This window comes from Bradyrhizobium sp. SZCCHNR1051, from assembly GCF_032489615.1.
In the GTDB taxonomy this organism is placed as follows: domain Bacteria; phylum Pseudomonadota; class Alphaproteobacteria; order Rhizobiales; family Xanthobacteraceae; genus Bradyrhizobium.
The window spans coordinates 67,930-83,440 of record NZ_JAUEYJ010000005.1 but is presented as its reverse complement, the minus strand read 5'-3'; the positions used below and the strand labels follow the sequence as shown (position 1 = coordinate 83,440).

General features: G+C 65.6%; 14 protein-coding genes. 11 read left to right on the top strand and 3 right to left on the bottom strand.

The window, feature by feature from the left end; genetic code table 11:
* Nucleotides 1–7 precede the first annotated feature (7 nt).
* Nucleotides 8–277: a BolA family protein gene (locus QW868_RS07355; protein WP_316230248.1), complete on the bottom strand. Its 270-nt coding sequence runs from the start codon at nucleotides 275–277 to the stop codon at nucleotides 8–10.
* Between the two features lie 110 nt (nucleotides 278–387).
* Here QW868_RS07355 and QW868_RS07350 point away from each other — a divergent pair, with 110 nt between their 5' ends.
* The gene (locus tag QW868_RS07350) at nucleotides 388–1,032 is read left to right on the top strand and encodes a J domain-containing protein (protein ID WP_315756912.1); all 645 of its coding nucleotides are present in this window, start codon (nucleotides 388–390) and stop codon (nucleotides 1,030–1,032) included.
* Between the two features lie 43 nt (nucleotides 1,033–1,075).
* Here the strand turns inward: QW868_RS07350 and QW868_RS07345 are convergent, their stop codons facing one another.
* Nucleotides 1,076–2,164, bottom strand: a complete 1,089-nt coding sequence (locus QW868_RS07345) for a citrate synthase/methylcitrate synthase (RefSeq protein ID WP_316230247.1) — start codon at nucleotides 2,162–2,164, stop codon at nucleotides 1,076–1,078.
* An 81-nt stretch (nucleotides 2,165–2,245) separates the two neighbouring features.
* On the opposite strand from QW868_RS07345, the gene QW868_RS07340 reads away from it, so the two are divergent.
* Nucleotides 2,246–3,469 (top strand): citrate synthase family protein, encoded by a 1,224-nt coding sequence (locus tag QW868_RS07340; protein ID WP_315775684.1) that lies wholly within the window; start codon nucleotides 2,246–2,248, stop codon nucleotides 3,467–3,469.
* A gap of 5 nt (nucleotides 3,470–3,474) precedes the next feature.
* Here QW868_RS07340 and QW868_RS07335 read toward each other — a convergent pair whose 3' ends face one another.
* Complete coding sequence (locus tag QW868_RS07335; protein WP_316230246.1) at nucleotides 3,475–4,131, bottom strand: DedA family protein; 657 nt, start codon at nucleotides 4,129–4,131, stop codon at nucleotides 3,475–3,477.
* A 294-nt stretch (nucleotides 4,132–4,425) separates the two neighbouring features.
* Between QW868_RS07335 and cobS the strand changes: the two genes are divergently transcribed.
* The 9 genes from cobS (at nucleotide 4,426) to QW868_RS07290 (ending at nucleotide 15,508) form a co-directional block, all read left to right on the top strand.
* Nucleotides 4,426–5,424 (top strand): cobaltochelatase subunit CobS, encoded by a 999-nt coding sequence (gene cobS / locus QW868_RS07330; protein ID WP_315735178.1) that lies wholly within the window; start codon nucleotides 4,426–4,428, stop codon nucleotides 5,422–5,424.
* 144 nt (nucleotides 5,425–5,568) lie between these two features.
* Entirely contained in the window at nucleotides 5,569–7,470 is a 1,902-nt protein-coding gene (gene cobT / locus QW868_RS07325; RefSeq protein ID WP_315735175.1) for a cobaltochelatase subunit CobT, read from the top strand.
* Nucleotides 7,471–7,530: 60 nt separating this feature from the next.
* A complete protein-coding gene (locus tag QW868_RS07320; RefSeq protein WP_315797297.1) occupies nucleotides 7,531–8,607 on the top strand; it encodes an esterase-like activity of phytase family protein in 1,077 nt (358 codons plus the stop codon).
* A 103-nt stretch (nucleotides 8,608–8,710) separates the two neighbouring features.
* Nucleotides 8,711–9,823, top strand: coding sequence for an NADH:flavin oxidoreductase/NADH oxidase (locus QW868_RS07315; RefSeq protein WP_316230245.1), 1,113 nt, complete (start codon nucleotides 8,711–8,713; stop codon nucleotides 9,821–9,823).
* A gap of 217 nt (nucleotides 9,824–10,040) precedes the next feature.
* Complete coding sequence (locus QW868_RS07310; RefSeq protein WP_315735169.1) at nucleotides 10,041–11,141, top strand: LLM class flavin-dependent oxidoreductase; 1,101 nt, start codon at nucleotides 10,041–10,043, stop codon at nucleotides 11,139–11,141.
* A 182-nt stretch (nucleotides 11,142–11,323) separates the two neighbouring features.
* Entirely contained in the window at nucleotides 11,324–11,749 is a 426-nt protein-coding gene (locus QW868_RS07305) for a hypothetical protein (protein WP_315735167.1), read from the top strand.
* 323 nt (nucleotides 11,750–12,072) lie between these two features.
* A complete protein-coding gene (locus tag QW868_RS07300) occupies nucleotides 12,073–13,620 on the top strand; it encodes an ABC transporter substrate-binding protein (protein WP_316230244.1) in 1,548 nt (515 codons plus the stop codon).
* 80 nt (nucleotides 13,621–13,700) lie between these two features.
* The gene (locus QW868_RS07295; RefSeq protein ID WP_316230243.1) at nucleotides 13,701–14,672 is read left to right on the top strand and encodes an ABC transporter permease; all 972 of its coding nucleotides are present in this window, start codon (nucleotides 13,701–13,703) and stop codon (nucleotides 14,670–14,672) included.
* A complete protein-coding gene (locus tag QW868_RS07290) occupies nucleotides 14,669–15,508 on the top strand; it encodes an ABC transporter permease (protein WP_315773198.1) in 840 nt (279 codons plus the stop codon). The genes QW868_RS07295 and QW868_RS07290 overlap by 4 nt, the downstream gene beginning before the upstream one ends.
* The last annotated feature ends 3 nt before the right edge of the window (nucleotides 15,509–15,511 follow it).

Sequence of the window (15,511 nt, the reverse complement as noted above, 5' to 3'; positions counted from 1 at the left end):
TTGGGGATCAAGCCTCGCCCGGCGCCTTCGCATGCAGCGCGAGCGCGTGCACCGAGCCGGCAAGTTCCGCTGCCAATGCGGCGTTGATCAGGCGGTGGCGATCGACACGGCTCTTGCCGACGAAGGCCTGCGACACAATATACACGCGGAAATGGGTCTCACCGCTCGGCTGATGGCCCATATGGCCTTCGTGCAGATGTGATTCGTCCTGAACATCGAGGCTTTCCGGCGAGAAAGCTTCGCGCAACTTTTCGATGATAGCATCTCGGGTCCGCATGGTCTCTGGAAATACGCATCAAATTATTTTTCGTCAATCGGCGGTCCCCGCCAGAGGTATTCGCAATGTCAAGACTTGAAGCTTTTCGCGTTGCGTAGTCAAAGTCCGCCATGGCGATCGATTCAAACAAATTCTTCGACTCCATCCGCATCAAGCCCAAGAAGCAGGCTGCGCGGCAGCCGGTGGTGCGCGAGGAGGCCCAGCCCTGTCAGTGGCCGGACTGCAAGAACAAGGGCTCGCACCGCGCGCCCAAGGGACGCGAGAACGTGCGCGAGTATTGGCACTTCTGCCTCGACCACGTGCGCGAGTACAACCAGTCCTATAATTTCTTCTCGGGGATGAACGCCGAGGCGGTCGCGCGCTATCAGAAGGATGCGCTGACCGGACATCGCCCGACCTGGAAGATGGGTGCCAACACGTCGGCCAAGCGCGGCACCGGCAGCGCCGAGGGCGATCTCGGCGATGCCGCCGATCCGTTCAGCGTCTTCGCCGAGATCAACGGCCGCGGCAGCTGGCGTCCGGATCCCCAGTCGGCCCCCAAGGCCGAGACGCGCAAGGTCTTCAACGCCGAGCGCAAGGCGCTGCAGGTGATGGGCCTTGGTCCCGATGCGACGCTCGAAGACGTCAAGGTCAAGTACAAGGCGCTGGTGAAGCAGCACCATCCCGACGCCAATGGCGGCGACCGCTCCACCGAGGATCGCCTGATCGAGATCATCAAGGCCTACAACTATCTGAAGACGGTGGTGAAGGGCTGATGCGCGACAGCGCTCGAGGCTGCCGCGCGTCGCGCTCGACAGTTCAGGGCCTCGGCCCGATATAGGCCGAGCTGGGCCGGATCAGCCGCCCCGTCCGCTGCTGCTCGCGGGCATGCGCCGTCCAGCCCGCCGCACGCGCCACCGCGAAGATCGGCGTGAACGCCTGCCGCGGAATCTTCAGTGCATCGAGCAGGATGGCGGTGAAGAACTCCACATTGGTGTCGAGCACGCGCTCCGGATTCTTCTGCCGCAGCGCTTGGCGGATGTAGGCCTCCACCTCGCTCGCAAACGGCAGATCAGCCCCGCTGCCCGCCAGCCGCTCGATCGCGCCCTTGAGCACGTCGGCGCGCGGATCGCGCACGCGATAGATCCGATGCCCGAAGCCCATCAGCCGCTCGCCGCGGCCGAGCGCCGCATCGACCCACGGCTTGATGTGGTCGCGCGTCCCGATCGCATTGAGCATCTCCAGCACCGGCTCCGGCGCCCCGCCATGCAGCGGGCCGGTGAGCGCGCAATAGCCGGCGGTCACCGACGCGAACAGGTCGGCCTGGGTCGACGCAACGACCCGCGCGGCGAATGTCGAGGCGTTCATGCCGTGATCGCTGACGGTGACGAGATAGGTGTCCAAGGCCGCCACCTCCCCGCTCTCGGGCCTATCGCCACGCACCATCCGCAACGTATCGGCGGCGTGGCTGGCATCAGGGTCGGGGGCAATCGGCTGCGCTTCCTGTGCGCGCTGGACCAAGGCGCCGGCGATCACCGAGCAGGCGCCGACGATCGTGGCTTCGTCGTCGAGCCCGGGTTGGGGGCGCAGCGCCGCGACCGCGGCGCGGAAGCCGTCGATGATCGACAGGCCGGAGGTCGCGGCGAGCAGCTCGGGCAGCCGGGCAAAGGCACGCTCGCGGGCACGACCAAGGCTGGCGCGGACCTCGGCCTCGCCGACGGTGCGCTTCGTGGCCGCGCTCCATAGCCGGGCGGTCACGCCCTCGAAGCCGTTGGCGGCGGCGAGATCGGCCACACGGGCGCCGGCGATGATGAGCTCTCCCTGCTGGCCGTCGACGTGGCTGAGCACGGTCTCGGCGGCGGCGATGCCGTCGAGGCCGATCGGGGTCTTGCCGAGGTGGATGGTCATGGCGGGTCTCCTTCACGAGTGGTCACGCCGGCAAGATCCGCCCAGTCGACAACTTGATCAATCTTGATTAAGCTGATCAATATGAAAAAAGACAGTGGACTTTACCTATCTGCCCGTGAAGCTTCGGCCGAGCTCGCGATCTCGCCGGCCACCCTCTACGCCTATGTCAGCCGCGGCCTGGTCCGCTCCGAGCCGTCGCCGAACTCGCGCAGCAGCCGCTATCGCGCCGAGGACATCCGCGCCCTGAAGGAGCGTCGTGCGCCGGCCCCCGAGCCGCGCGCTTTCCGCAGCTTCGATGCGGATCTCCCCGTGTTCGATTCCGCCGTGTCGACGATCACCGAAGCCGGTCCGATCTATCGCGGCGTCAATTGCGTCGACCTGGCCGCGCGCGACACGCTGGAGCATGCCGCGACACTGTTGTGGGACGTGACCGCGCTCGATCCGTTTGCGCCAGACAACCTTCCGGCCGTGTCGGAGGAGATGAGTCTCATCGCCGATGCCGCGCGGCGCGCGGCGCCGATCGACCGCGCCATCGCGGTGCTGGCGCTGGCGACACATGCTGATCCCGCGGCCTTCAACCGCGCACCCGACGGTCGGGCGCTGGTCGGCGCCCGCATCGTTCGGCTTGTGGTCGCAACCATGCTGAACCAGCCCGCGTCAGCCGATCCGCTCCATGTTCAGGTAGCGCGGAGCTGGGCGCCCGGACACGAACATGCGCCGGACCTGATCCGCCGCACCTTGGTGCTGCTTGCCGATCATGAGCTGAACGCGTCGACCTTCACTGTCCGCTGTGCGGCGTCGACGGGCCTCAGCCTCTACGATGCCGTCATCGCGGGTCTTGCGGCGCTCAAAGGGCCGCAGCACGGCGGTGCCGGCGTGCTGGCGTCGCAACTGGTGAAGGCACTCATCGATCGCGATGTCGCGCCGCTGATCCGCGAGCGGGTGGCGCTGGGCGAGCGCTTCGCCGGGTTCGGGCATGGCGTCTACAAGCGCGGTGATCCGCGCGCGATCTCGCTGCTGGAGGCGCTGACGCGGGCCGGCGCGCCGCGCAAATTCACCCGCGAGGTGCCGGAGCGGATCGCAGAGGCGACCGGCGAGTTCGTGAACATCGACTACGCGCTTGCGGTGCTGGTGCATAGTCTGCGTCTGCCCGCCGGCAGCGAGCTGGCGCTGTTCGCGATGGCCCGCTGCGTCGGCTGGATCGCCCACGCCTGCGAGCAGCTGCAGCATGGCCGCCTGATCCGCCCGCGCGCCCGCTATATCGGACCCGCACCCGGCCGCGGCGCCATGTTGGATTCGCTGTAGCCGTTCTAATCCGCGGCGCCGGCCGCCAGCTGCGTCTCGCGCCGCTTCCGCGTCAATTTGAGGACCAGCCAGACCACGATCGTGCCCGCGATCGCCGCGATGATCCAGGTGGATTTGGCGATATGGCTATGATGCGGAATGCCGCCATAGCGGTGCACCAGCTGCACGGCGAATACTCCGGGCAGGACATGGGCGCAGGCCCACAGCACGATGGCAGGGATGTTCACGGCGTAGAAGCGCGGCGGGGGGATGTCGAGCGCGCCGGCCGTGATCGGCACGACGGCGCGGATCGGCGCGACAAAGCGGGCGAAGAAGATCGCCAGGGTGCCGAAACGGTGGAAGAAGGCCTCGCTCTGCGCCACCAGGCGCGGATAGTTCGAGAACGGCCAACTCGTCAGGATCTCGCGCTGCCTGCGATGGCCGACCCAGAACGCCCCGCCGTCCCCCAGCACCGCGCCCAGGATGGCCGCCGCCAGCACCCATTGCAGGGTCAGCTCGCCGCCCGGAATCAACGCGCTCAGCGCCAGGATGATGGTCGTGCCTGGAACCACCGAGCCCACGATCGGGATCGCCTCCAGCAGGGCGGCCAGAAACAGGGTGAAATAGGCCAGTCCCGCATGCGCTGAGACGAAGGCAATGAGGGGATCGAACAGATGGGCCACGCGGTTCCTGTCGGTGGAGAGGGTGGGCGGGAGCTCCTCGATAAGTAGGAACCCCGGCTCCGGGTGCCACGTCGAGATCCTGGGAAGAGCCGGTGGGCGAAAAGGTGGCACGATTCGCAGGGCAGCCTTTCGAAAACGGCCACTCATGCCTATCTCGATGATATAACGACGGAACTTTGATCAAGGCTTAGGCTTCTGCCCGCGCGTGCTCTCTGCTAGGCTGGCGTCGAAGCCCTTCAACCGCAGCCAAACATGAAATCTGGTTTCGGGAATGCCCGGGACCTCGGAGGATGAATGACGACCGCCGCTACGACCAATGCGCAGGAGATGACCGGTGTGCCCGACATGAAGGTGTCGGTGCGGCAGGTGTTCGGGATCGACAGCGACCTTGAGGTGCCGGCTTTTTCCGCAAGCGACCCGCATGTCCCCGAGGTCGACGCCGACTACCGCTTCGACCGCGCCACGACGCTTGCGATCCTGGCCGGCTTCGCCAAGAATCGCCGTGTGATGGTGACCGGATACCATGGCACCGGCAAGTCGACCCATATCGAGCAGGTCGCGGCGCGACTCAACTGGCCGTGCGTGCGTGTCAACCTCGACAGCCACATCAGCCGTATCGACCTCGTCGGCAAGGACGCGATCGTGGTCAGAGACGGCAAGCAGGTCACCGAGTTTCGGGATGGCATCCTGCCCTGGGCGCTGCAGCACAACGTCGCGCTGGTGTTCGACGAATATGATGCCGGCCGTCCGGACGTGATGTTCGTGATCCAGCGCGTGCTCGAAGTGTCGGGCCGGCTGACCCTGCTCGACCAGAACAAGGTGATCAAGCCGCACCCGGCGTTCCGTCTGTTCGCGACCGCCAATACCATCGGGCTCGGCGACACTTCGGGCCTCTATCATGGCACCCAGCAGATCAACCAGGGCCAGATGGACCGCTGGTCGATCGTCACCACGCTCAACTACCTCGCCCATGACGAGGAGGTCGAGATCGTGCTGGCCAAGGCCAAGCACTATCAGAACGCACAGGGCCGCGACACCGTCAACAAGATGGTGCGGCTCGCCGACCTCACGCGCAACGCCTTCGCCAATGGCGATCTGTCGACGGTGATGAGCCCGCGCACGGTGATCACCTGGGCCGAGAACTCCGAGATCTTCGGCGACATCGGCTTTGCCTTCCGTGTGACGTTCCTCAACAAGTGCGACGAGCTCGAGCGTCCGCTGGTCGCGGAATTCTATCAGCGCTGCTTCAATGCGGAGCTGCCGGAATCCTCCATCAATGTGGCGCTGAGCTGACACACCGGCGTCGTCCTGGCCTCGGGCCGGGACCCATACGCCGCGGCCTCTCTCGTCGGGTGATGCGGGAGAGCGAGTGCGAACAAACGAACGCCGGTGGTTATCGGGCCTGGCGTTCGCCGGGACGATAGCCGCAGGAATCAGATGACCACACCGAGCAACAAGCCCCGTCCTGGCGTCAAGGAAGCACCAACCGAACCTTTCAAGAGGTCGGTCACGGGGTGCCTGCGCGCGATCGCCAGGGCGCCCGAGCTCGAAGTCTCCTTCGCGGCCGAGCGTCCCGGCCTTGCGCCGGGCAAGGCCCGGCTGCCGGAGCCGGCGCGCAAGATGACCAAGCGCGACGCCGCCGTGGTGCGCGGCCATGCCGACTCGATCGCGCTGAAGCTCGCCTGTCATGATCCGAAAATCCATCGCAAGCTGATCCCGGGCAATCCGCAGGCGCGCGGCGTGTTCGAGGCGGTCGAGCAGGCCCGCGTCGAGGCGATCGGTGCAAAACGCATGGCCGGCGTCGCCAGGAATCTCACGGCGATGCTCGATGATCACTTCCATCGCGGCAAATATGACGAGATCACCGACCGCGCCGACGCGCCGCTGTCGGATGCGCTGGCCATGATGGTGCGCGAGCGCCTCACCGGCATGGCGCCGCCGAATGCGGCGCGCAAGGTGGTCGATCTCTGGCGTCCGTTCCTGGAGGACAGGATCGGCCAGCGTCTTGATGAGCTCGGCCGCTTCACCGAGGATCAGGCCAAATTCGGCGACCTCGTCCACGATCTCTTGTCGGCGCTCGATCTCGGCGATGAACGCAACGCCGATTCGGAAGAGGACGAGGACAACGACGACAACCGCGACGGCGACAATGAGCAGTCCGGCGCCGAGGGCTCGCCCGAATCCGACGCTGCGCAGGAGATGAGCGCAGACCAGGCGCAGACGACGTCGGACGAGATGTCGGAGAGCGCCATGGAGGCGGCACAGGCCTCGGCGTCCGACACGCTCGATGACGGCGAACTCGGCGACGACGAGACGCCGGGCGAGGCGACGCGTCCGAACCGCGGCGGTGCCAACGAGCCGCGCGGCCCCGAATATCACGCCTTCGCGCCGAAGTTCGACGAGATCATCGCGGCGGAGGACCTGTGCGACCACGACGAGCTGGAGCGCCTGCGCTCCTATCTCGACAAGCAGCTTGCGCACCTGCAAGGCATCGTGGCGCGGCTCGCCAACCGGCTGCAGCGCCGGCTGATGGCGCAGCAGAACCGCGCCTGGGAGTTCGATCTCGAGGAAGGCGTCCTCGATCCGGCGCGGCTGTCGCGCGTGGTCATCGATCCCTATCAGCCGCTGTCGTTCATGCGCGAGAAGGAGGCGACCTTCCGCGATACGGTCGTCACGCTGCTGCTCGACAATTCCGGCTCGATGCGCGGACGCCCGATCACGGTGGCCGCGACCTGCGCCGACATTCTCGCCCGCACGCTCGAGCGCTGCGGCGTCAAGGTCGAGATCCTCGGCTTCACGACGCGGGCCTGGAAGGGCGGGCAGTCGCGCGAGGCGTGGCTCGCCGCCGGCAAGCCGGCCAATCCCGGCCGCCTCAACGATCTCCGCCACATCATCTACAAGTCGGCCGATGCGCCGTGGCGGCGGGCGCGCAAGAATCTCGGCCTGATGATGCGCGAGGGGCTGCTGAAGGAGAACATCGACGGCGAGGCGCTCGACTGGGCGCACAAGCGCCTGCTCGGGCGTACCGAGCAGCGCAAGATCCTGATGATGATCTCGGACGGTGCGCCGGTCGATGACTCCACGCTGTCGGTCAATCCGGGCAACTATCTGGAGCGGCATCTGCGCCACATCATCGAGGAGATCGAGACTCGCTCGCCGGTCGAGCTGATCGCGATCGGCATCGGCCACGACGTCACGCGCTACTACCGTCGCGCGGTGACCATCGTCGACGCCGAGGAGCTCGGTGGCGCCATCACCGAGAAGCTCGCCGAATTGTTCACGGAGACCCACGCGGCGCCGCAGCCTGCGCCGGGGCAAAAGCGCAGGCTGCATTCGTAACCGGCCGTCGGCCGGCTGCGTCCCGCCTCGGAGGAGGTGGGGGAGGGGGCTCCGCTGACGATGTCGCTGCAGGCGATTGCCGACCGCAGGCGCTTTCTCGCGCTGACCATCGGCGGAGTGTCGGCATTCGCATGGTCCACGACGGCTCGTGCGCAACTCGCGCCGACGCCTGTCCGCAGACGCGCAGCTTCCGACGAGCACTCCGTCACGTCGCCGGTGAAGATCGAGGTCAATGCGCGACCGCTGCCTGCGTTCGACCTCCGCGATAGGACCCATCTGCGCTTCGGGATGCTGCAGTATCGCAGCGGCGTGGCGCTGACCTCGTCCTATCCCGGCTTCGGCGGCCTGTCCGGCATCCGGCTCGATGCCAAGGGTGAACGCTTCCTCGCGGTCAGCGACAAGGGCGGCTGGTTCACCGGCCGCATTGCCTATTCCGGCCGCGAAATCGCCGGGCTCGCCGATGTCGAAGCGGCGCCGCTGCTCGGTCCGGACGGACGGCCCATCACCGATCGCGGCTGGTATGATTCCGAGTCGCTCGCTCGCGATGGCGACATCGTCTATGTCGGCCTCGAGCGCGTCAACCAGCTCCTGCGCTACGATTTCGCCAAGGGCGGAACCGGCGCGCGCGGCGAGATCGTGCCGCTGCCGCCGGCCGCCAAGCGGCTACCCCACAACAAGGGACTGGAAGCGTTGGTAGTCGTGCCGAAGGGTCTGCCGCTCGCCGGCGCCCTGATCGCGCTCTCCGAGCGCGGTCTGGACCCGAACGGCAATCTGCTCGCCTTCCTGATCGGCGGACCCGCGGCGGGACAGTTCAGCATCGTCCGCAGCAACGAGTTCGATGTCAGCGATGCCGTGCTGCTGCCGTCGGGCGATCTGCTGGTGCTCGAACGCAAGTTCTCGCTGTTCAACGGGGTCGGCATTCGAATCCGCCGGCTGATGCTTGCGCAGATCGCGCCGGGCGCGCTGGTCGATGGTCCGGCGATCTTCTCCGCTGATCTCGGGCAGGAGATCGACAATCTCGAGGGCATCGATGCGCATGTCACGCCGGAGGGCGAGACCGTGCTGACGCTGGTGTCCGACGACAATTTCTCGATGATCCAGCGCACGCTGCTGCTGCAGTTCACGCTGGTGGAGTGAGCCGCGGCGCCGCTGCGGCCGCTCGCGTTGACCGCGCCTCGTCCATGATCGACACTCGCCGCCATCAGATCATCGCGTCAACCGTCGCAACCTGGAACTCAGCATGAGCGCCCTGTTCACTCCGATCAAGCTGCGCAGTCTCGAACTCGCCAACCGCATCATGGTGTCGCCGATGTGCCAGTACTCGGCCGAGAATGGTGCGGCCAACGACTGGCACTTCACCCACATCAACACGCTGGCGCTGTCGGGCGCGGCGATGTTCTGCATCGAGGCGACGCATGTCGAGCCGATCGGGCGCATCACCCCCGGCTGCCTCGGGCTGTGGGACGATGCGACGGAAGCTGCGCTGAAGCCGATCCTGGCCTCGGTTCGCAAACATGCGAAGGCTGCGGTTGCGATGCAGCTCGCCCATGCCGGCCGCAAGGGCTCCAGCCACAAGCCGTGGGATGGCGGACAGCAGATTCCGCTCGCGGACGGCGGATGGCAGACGGTCGCGCCCTCGGCCCTGCCGCACAAGGATGGCGAGCTCGCGCCGCAGGAGCTCGATGCAGCCGGACTGAAGCGGGTGTGCGATGCGTTCGTTTCCGCAGCCCAACGAACCGCGCGCCTCGGCATCGACGCGATCGAGCTCCACGGCGCGCATGGCTATCTGCTGCATCAGTTTCTGTCGCCGATCGCCAACCAGCGCAGCGACGCCTATGGCGGCTCGCTCGAAAACCGCATGCGGTTTCCGCTCGACGTGTTCGATGCGGTGCGGGCGGTATTTCCGGCGGACAGACCGGTCGGCGTGCGCGTCTCGGCGACCGATTGGGTCGACGGCGGCTGGGATCTCGATCAGACCATCACGTTTGCGCAAGAGCTGAAGCGCCGCGGCGCCGATTGGATCGACGTCTCCTCGGGCGGCGTGTCGCCGTTGCAGAAGATCACGCTCGGACCCGGCTATCAGGTGCCGTTCGCCGCGGCCGTGAAACAGGCGACGGCGCTTCCCACCATTGCGGTCGGTCTCATCACGCAGGCGCAGCAAGCCGAGGAGATCGTGGCCTCGGGCAAGGCCGACATGGTCGCGCTGGCCCGCGGCATGCTCTATGACCCGCGCTGGGGCTGGCACGCCGCAGCGGAGCTCGGCGGACAAGTCGCAGCACCTCCGCAATACTGGCGCTCGCAGCCGTCGACGCAGAAGGAGCTGTTCGGCAGGACGACGTTCGGCGCACGCTGACGTGCAATTGATGACCGCAATGTTGCGCATCAGCGTTGCAAAATTCTGCGGTCATCATTCCGCCCGCGACACGGCTGACGATTGTCGCTGTCGGACGAAGTGCTAGACTTCGCAGACCACGTGCGGCGATGCCGACTCGTCTGGTCGTGTTTCGTCTCGCGTGACGATGAGCGCATCGCAAAGATGCGCCGCAATATAAACGCGAGAGGAAAGCGCCATGGAAATCGGATATTTCACGATGCCCTCGCATCCGCCGGAGTGCGGATTGAAGGAGGGGCAGGAGTGGGACCTGCAGGTCCTGCGGTGGCTCGACGAGCTCGGCTATCAGGAAGCCTGGATCGGCGAGCATCACACCGCGCCCTGGGAGCCGCATCCGGCGCCCGACCTGATTCTGGCGCAGGCCTTCCGCGAAACCAAGAACATCCGGCTCGGGCCCGGCGGCTTCCTGCTGCCCTATCATCACCCGGCCGAGCTCGCCAATCGCGTCGCGATGCTCGATCACCTCTCCGACGGCCGCCTCAATTTCGGCATTGCCGCATCCGGCCTGCCGAGCGACTGGGCGATGTTCAACGTCGACGGCATGAGCGGCCAGAACCGCGAGATGACGCGCGAGGCGCTGGAGATCATCCTGAAGATGTGGTCCGAGGACGCGCCATGGACGTACAAGGGCAAGTACTGGACGGTGACCAAGCCCGATGTGATGTTCGACTTCCTCAAGCCACACATCAAGCCGATCCAGACGCCGCATCCGCCGATCGGCGTCGCCGGCCTGTCGAAGAACTCCGACACGCTGAAGCTCGCCGGCGAGCGCGGCTTCATCCCGATGAGCCTCAACCTCAACCCCGCCTATGTGTCGTCGCACTGGGACTCGGTCGAGGCCGGCGCCGCCAAGTCCGGCCGCAAGCCCAGCCGCAGCGATTGGCGGCTGGTGCGCGAGGTATTCGTCGCCGATACGGACGAGGAAGCCTGGCGCTTGTCCTCTGGCGACATGATGGGACGGATGATGGGCGAATACTTCCTGCCCCTGCTCGGTCATTTCGGCTTCAAGGACTATCTGAAGCACTCACCCGATGTGCCCGATTCCGACGTGACGGTGGATTATTGCGCCAAGCGCAACTGGATCGTCGGCTCGCCGGCCACGGTGACCGAGAAGATCGAGAAGATCTGGCATGAGGTCGGCGGCTTCGGCACGCTGTGCGTGTTCGGCTTCGACTACAAGCACAGGCCGGAAGCCTGGCACAACTCGCTGCGCCTCTTGAAGCAGGAGGTCATGCCGAGGTTGAGCCACCTCAATGCCGACCTGACCAGGGCCGCCTAGTATGTTGGCGCCAGCATTCGCCCTCCCTTTCGGGCAGTGCTGGCATCAAAAGAAATGTAGCTAAAATTTTCGCGCGAGTGCAGCTTCAGATTTGACGTTTGGGTGACGGTCTTGCCGTTAGGACGGTCCAGGCGTCGAATCCGCTGCATGCGCGTGGCGGGTCTGACATTTGGGGGCAGGTCATGCGGTTTCGCGTCAGGAAGTTTGCCCATATCCTCGAACGCTCGGGTTTGGCTCTGGCGGGGGCCGCCTGCGGCGTCTTCGTCGGGGCGCATGTCGGCTCCAGCGTTCCGTTGCTGACCACGCAGGGCTTCCTGATCGTGATGATGCTGTCCGGCGCATTGGGCTTCTATCTCGGCATCGACACGCCGCAACTCCCTTTTCATCCGCATGACGAGGACTCACCTGCGGAGACGAAGATCGATACGGCCGAATTCCTGAGCGCCGTCGGGACCTTCCTTGCGACCCTGACGGCGTTCTTCGCCGTCGCCATCATCATCCTGCGCGAAGATCCGCACATCGTCTGGACGTCGCTGATCATGGTCGGCTGGATCATCGGCGTGATCATGCAGATCGTTTCCGGCGCGATCGCGCGTCTGCGGCGCTGATTTTCCCTGTTCAATTTTTGGGCTAACGCTGTCGCGAGTTTCATCTTGCGGCCGCGATTGCGATCGTGTGAGCCTTTGCATCAAGGGGCTCGACCTGTGAGCCGCGTCGTCCGGGGGCGCATTGCGCGACTGACACAGGTCCTGGCGACGTTTCCAAAGCGTTGCTCGCGGTCGTATTGGAGCCCGTTCTACGGCGCTGCGCGCGGACGATCCAACAGCCCATGCGCCCAGAGCAGGCATCACATCAGAAGCCGCATGGCGATATCGCGCACCTTGGCGCGCTTGATGCATCGCGGCCCGCAATGACATTTGGGAAGTTCATCATGTTGAAACGGGTGCTGCTGGGTGTAGTCATTGGCTGCGGACTGTCCGCGGCGCAAGCGGAGGAGCCGAAGGTCGGCGGCGTGGTCAATGCGGTGATTCAGCCCGAGCCGCCGGGCCTGATGCTGGCGATGGTCCAGAACGGCCCGACGCAGATGGTCGCCGGCAACATCTTCGAAGGCCTGCTGCGCTACAGCCCCAAGCTCGAACCGCTGCCCGGCCTCGCCGAGAGCTGGACCATCAGCCCGGATGCCAAGGTCTACACTTTCAAGCTGAAGCCCGGCGTGACCTGGCACGACGGCAAGCCGTTCACCTCGGCCGACGTGCTGTTCTCGATCGAGATGCTGAAGCAGACGCATGCGCGCGCCCGCAACAACCTCGTGATGGTCGAGAAAGTCGAGGCGCCGGATGATCTCACGGTGGTGTTCACGCTGAAGGAGCCGTTCGGTCCCTTCATCGGCATCTTCGAGGTCGGCTCGATGCCGATGGTGCCGAAGCACCTGTATGAGGGCACCGACTACAAGACCAATCCGAACAACAACGCGCCTGTCGGCACCGGCCCCTTCATGTTCAAGGAATGGCAGAAGGGCTCCTTCATCCGGATGGTGAAAAATCCGAACTACCATGAGAAGAGCAAGCCCTATCTCGACGAGGTCTACTGGCAGATCATTCCCGACGCTGCCGCGCGCGCGGTCGCCTTCGAGACCGGCAAGGTGGACGTGCTGCCGGGCGGCTCGATCGAGAATTTCGACGTGCCGCGCGTCTCCAAGCTGCCCGGCGCCTGCGTCACCGGCGCCGGCTGGGAGTTCTTCTCGCCGCTGGCCTGGATGTGGCTCAACAACCGCAATCCGATCCTGGCCAACAAGAAGGTGCGTCAGGCGATCATGTACGCCATCGACCGCGACTTCGCCAAGGACGTGATCTGGAACGGCCTCGGCAAGGTGGCCACCGGCCCGTCGGCGTCGACCATCAAGTTCTACAGCGACGACGTGCCGAAATATCCGTATGACCCGGCCAAGGCGAAGGCGCTGCTCAAGGAGGCCGGCTACAAGGACGAGAAGATCCGCATGCTGCCGCTGGCCTATGGCGAGACCTGGCAGCGCTGGGGCGAGGCGGTGAAGCAGAACTTGCAGGATGTCGGCATGAACATCGAGACGATCGCGACCGACGTCCCAGGCGGCAACCAGAAGATCATGGAGTGGGACTACGACATCGCCTTCACCTATCTCTATCAGTACGGCGATCCCGCGCTCGGCGTCTCCCGCAACTACATCACCTCGGCGATCGCCAAGGGCCAGCTGTTCAACAACGTCGAGGGCTATTCGAACCCGGAGGTCGACAAGCTGTTCGCCGAGGGCGCCACGGCGCCGACCGATGCCAGGCGCAAGGAGGCCTACGACAAGGTGCAGAAGATCCTGGCTGAGGACGTGCCCGTGGCCTGGCTGCTCGAGCTGCAGTTTCCGACCATCACCAAGTGCAAGGTGAAGAACCTCATCACCACTGGCATCGGCGTCAACGACGGCTTTCGCGATGCCTGGCTCGACAAATAGCGGTGCACTCCGGGGCGCGGCCATGATCCCCGCACTCCAGTGTTTCGCTGTTCTGCCGAGCTGACTTCCACGGGGCTTTCATGCTCTCCTTCATCGCCCAGCGCGTCGTGAAGGGCGTCATCGTCCTTCTCGCCATCATTGTGCTGAATTTCTTCCTGATCCGGCTGGCGCCGGGCGATCCGGCCGTGGTGATGGCCGGCGAAGCCGGCGCCTCCGACCAGATTTTTGTGGCGCAGTTGCGCGAAAGATTCGGCCTCGACCGTCCGCTGCCGGAACAGCTCCTCATCTACGTCAAGGGCATTGCCAGCCTCGATCTCGGCTTCTCGTTCCGCCAGCAGGCGCCAGTCGCCAGGCTGATCGCCGAGCGGCTGCCAGCGACCCTGCTGCTGACGCTCACCGCGTTCGCGATCTCGCTCGGTCTCGGCATCCTGTTCGGCGCGCTCGCCGCGCGCTTCGCCGGCACGATCCTCGATACTGCAATTACCGTGCTCGCGCTGATCTTCTACGCGACGCCGCTGTTCTGGATCGCGCTGATCGCGATTCTGCTGTTCTCGGTCTGGGTCGATTGGTTGCCGAGCTTCGGCTATGAAACGGTCGGTGCCGGCTATACGGGAGTCCGCCACGCGCTCGACGTCGCCGCGCATCTCGCCATGCCGGCTGCCACGCTCGGCCTGTTCTTCATGGCGACCTACACCCGCATGACCCGCGCTTCGATGCTCGAGGTCAAGCGGCTCGACTTCGTCAAGACCGCGCGCGCCAAGGGCCTGCGCGATGGCGTCATCCTGCGCCGCCACGTGCTGCGCAACGCGCTGCTGCCGGTGGTGACTCTCGCCGGCGTCCACGCCGGCACCCTGGTTGGCGGCGCGGTGCTGACCGAGACGGTCTTCGCCTGGCCGGGCATCGGCCGGCTGATGTACGACGCGCTGATCCAGCGCGACTACAACCTGCTGCTCGGCGTGTTCGTGGTCTCCTCCGCCATGGTGCTGATCTTCAATCTCGTCACCGACCTCGTCTACCGACTGGTCGATCCGCGCATCGAGTACGCCTCATGAGGCAGTTCTGGCGCACCATGCTGCGCAGCCCGAGCGGCATCATCGGGCTGATCATTCTCGTTCTGGCGATCGTGATCGCGGTGGCCGGGCCGGTGTACTTCCCCAATTCACCATGGCGCATGGTGCAGCGGCCGTTCGTCCCGCCGTTCACGCTGTCGAAGGTCCCACTCGGCACCGATGCGCTCGGACGCGACGTGCTCGCCGGCTTGATCTTCGGCGCCCGCGTCTCACTGCTGGTCGGTCTCGTCTCGACACTCGTTGCGCTGATCGTCGGCGTGCCGCTCGGCGCCATCGCCGGGTATTTCGGCGGCCGCGTCGATGATGCGCTGATGCGCTTCACCGAGTTCTTCCAGACCATCCCGAGCTTCGCGCTCGCCATCGTGCTGGTCGCGATCCTGCAGCCGTCGATCTATTCGATCGTCGCCGCCATCGGCCTCGTCAGCTGGCCGCCGGTGGCGCGGCTGGTGCGTGGCGAGGTGCTGTCCTTGCGGACCCGCGAATATGTCCAGGCGGCCATCGTCACCGGACAGAGCAATGCCTGGATCATCTGGCGCGAGATCCTGCCCAACGCGCTGTCGCCGGTGATCGTGCTGGCCTCGCTGATGGTCGCGACCGCGATCCTCCTGGAATCCTCGCTGTCGTTCCTCGGCCTCGGCGATCCCAACCTGATCTCCTGGGGCTACATGGTCGGCGCCGGTCGCACCGTCATTCGTCAGGCGTGGTGGATCACGGTGTTTCCTGGCGTCGCGATCCTGCTGTCGGTGCTCGGCCTCAATCTGATCGGCGAGGGGCTGAACGATGCGCTCAACCCGCGCCTGTCGCGCGAGGGCAGGTGAGAA

Bases quoted from the DNA above. Each gene is read 5' to 3' on its own strand.
- QW868_RS07355 (WP_316230248.1), bottom strand. From the start codon at position 277: ATGCGGACCCGAGATGCTATCATCGAAAAGTTGCGCGAAGCTTTCTCG.
- QW868_RS07350 (WP_315756912.1), top strand. From the start codon at position 388: ATGGCGATCGATTCAAACAAATTCTTCGACTCCATCCGCATCAAGCCC.
- QW868_RS07345 (WP_316230247.1), bottom strand. From the start codon at position 2,164: ATGACCATCCACCTCGGCAAGACCCCGATCGGCCTCGACGGCATCGCC.
- QW868_RS07340 (WP_315775684.1), top strand. From the start codon at position 2,246: ATGAAAAAAGACAGTGGACTTTACCTATCTGCCCGTGAAGCTTCGGCC.
- cobS (WP_315735178.1), top strand. From the start codon at position 4,426: ATGACGACCGCCGCTACGACCAATGCGCAGGAGATGACCGGTGTGCCC.
- cobT (WP_315735175.1), top strand. From the start codon at position 5,569: ATGACCACACCGAGCAACAAGCCCCGTCCTGGCGTCAAGGAAGCACCA.
- QW868_RS07320 (WP_315797297.1), top strand. From the start codon at position 7,531: ATGTCGCTGCAGGCGATTGCCGACCGCAGGCGCTTTCTCGCGCTGACC.
- QW868_RS07315 (WP_316230245.1), top strand. From the start codon at position 8,711: ATGAGCGCCCTGTTCACTCCGATCAAGCTGCGCAGTCTCGAACTCGCC.
- QW868_RS07310 (WP_315735169.1), top strand. From the start codon at position 10,041: ATGGAAATCGGATATTTCACGATGCCCTCGCATCCGCCGGAGTGCGGA.
- QW868_RS07305 (WP_315735167.1), top strand. From the start codon at position 11,324: ATGCGGTTTCGCGTCAGGAAGTTTGCCCATATCCTCGAACGCTCGGGT.
- QW868_RS07300 (WP_316230244.1), top strand. From the start codon at position 12,073: ATGTTGAAACGGGTGCTGCTGGGTGTAGTCATTGGCTGCGGACTGTCC.
- QW868_RS07295 (WP_316230243.1), top strand. From the start codon at position 13,701: ATGCTCTCCTTCATCGCCCAGCGCGTCGTGAAGGGCGTCATCGTCCTT.
- QW868_RS07290 (WP_315773198.1), top strand. From the start codon at position 14,669: ATGAGGCAGTTCTGGCGCACCATGCTGCGCAGCCCGAGCGGCATCATC.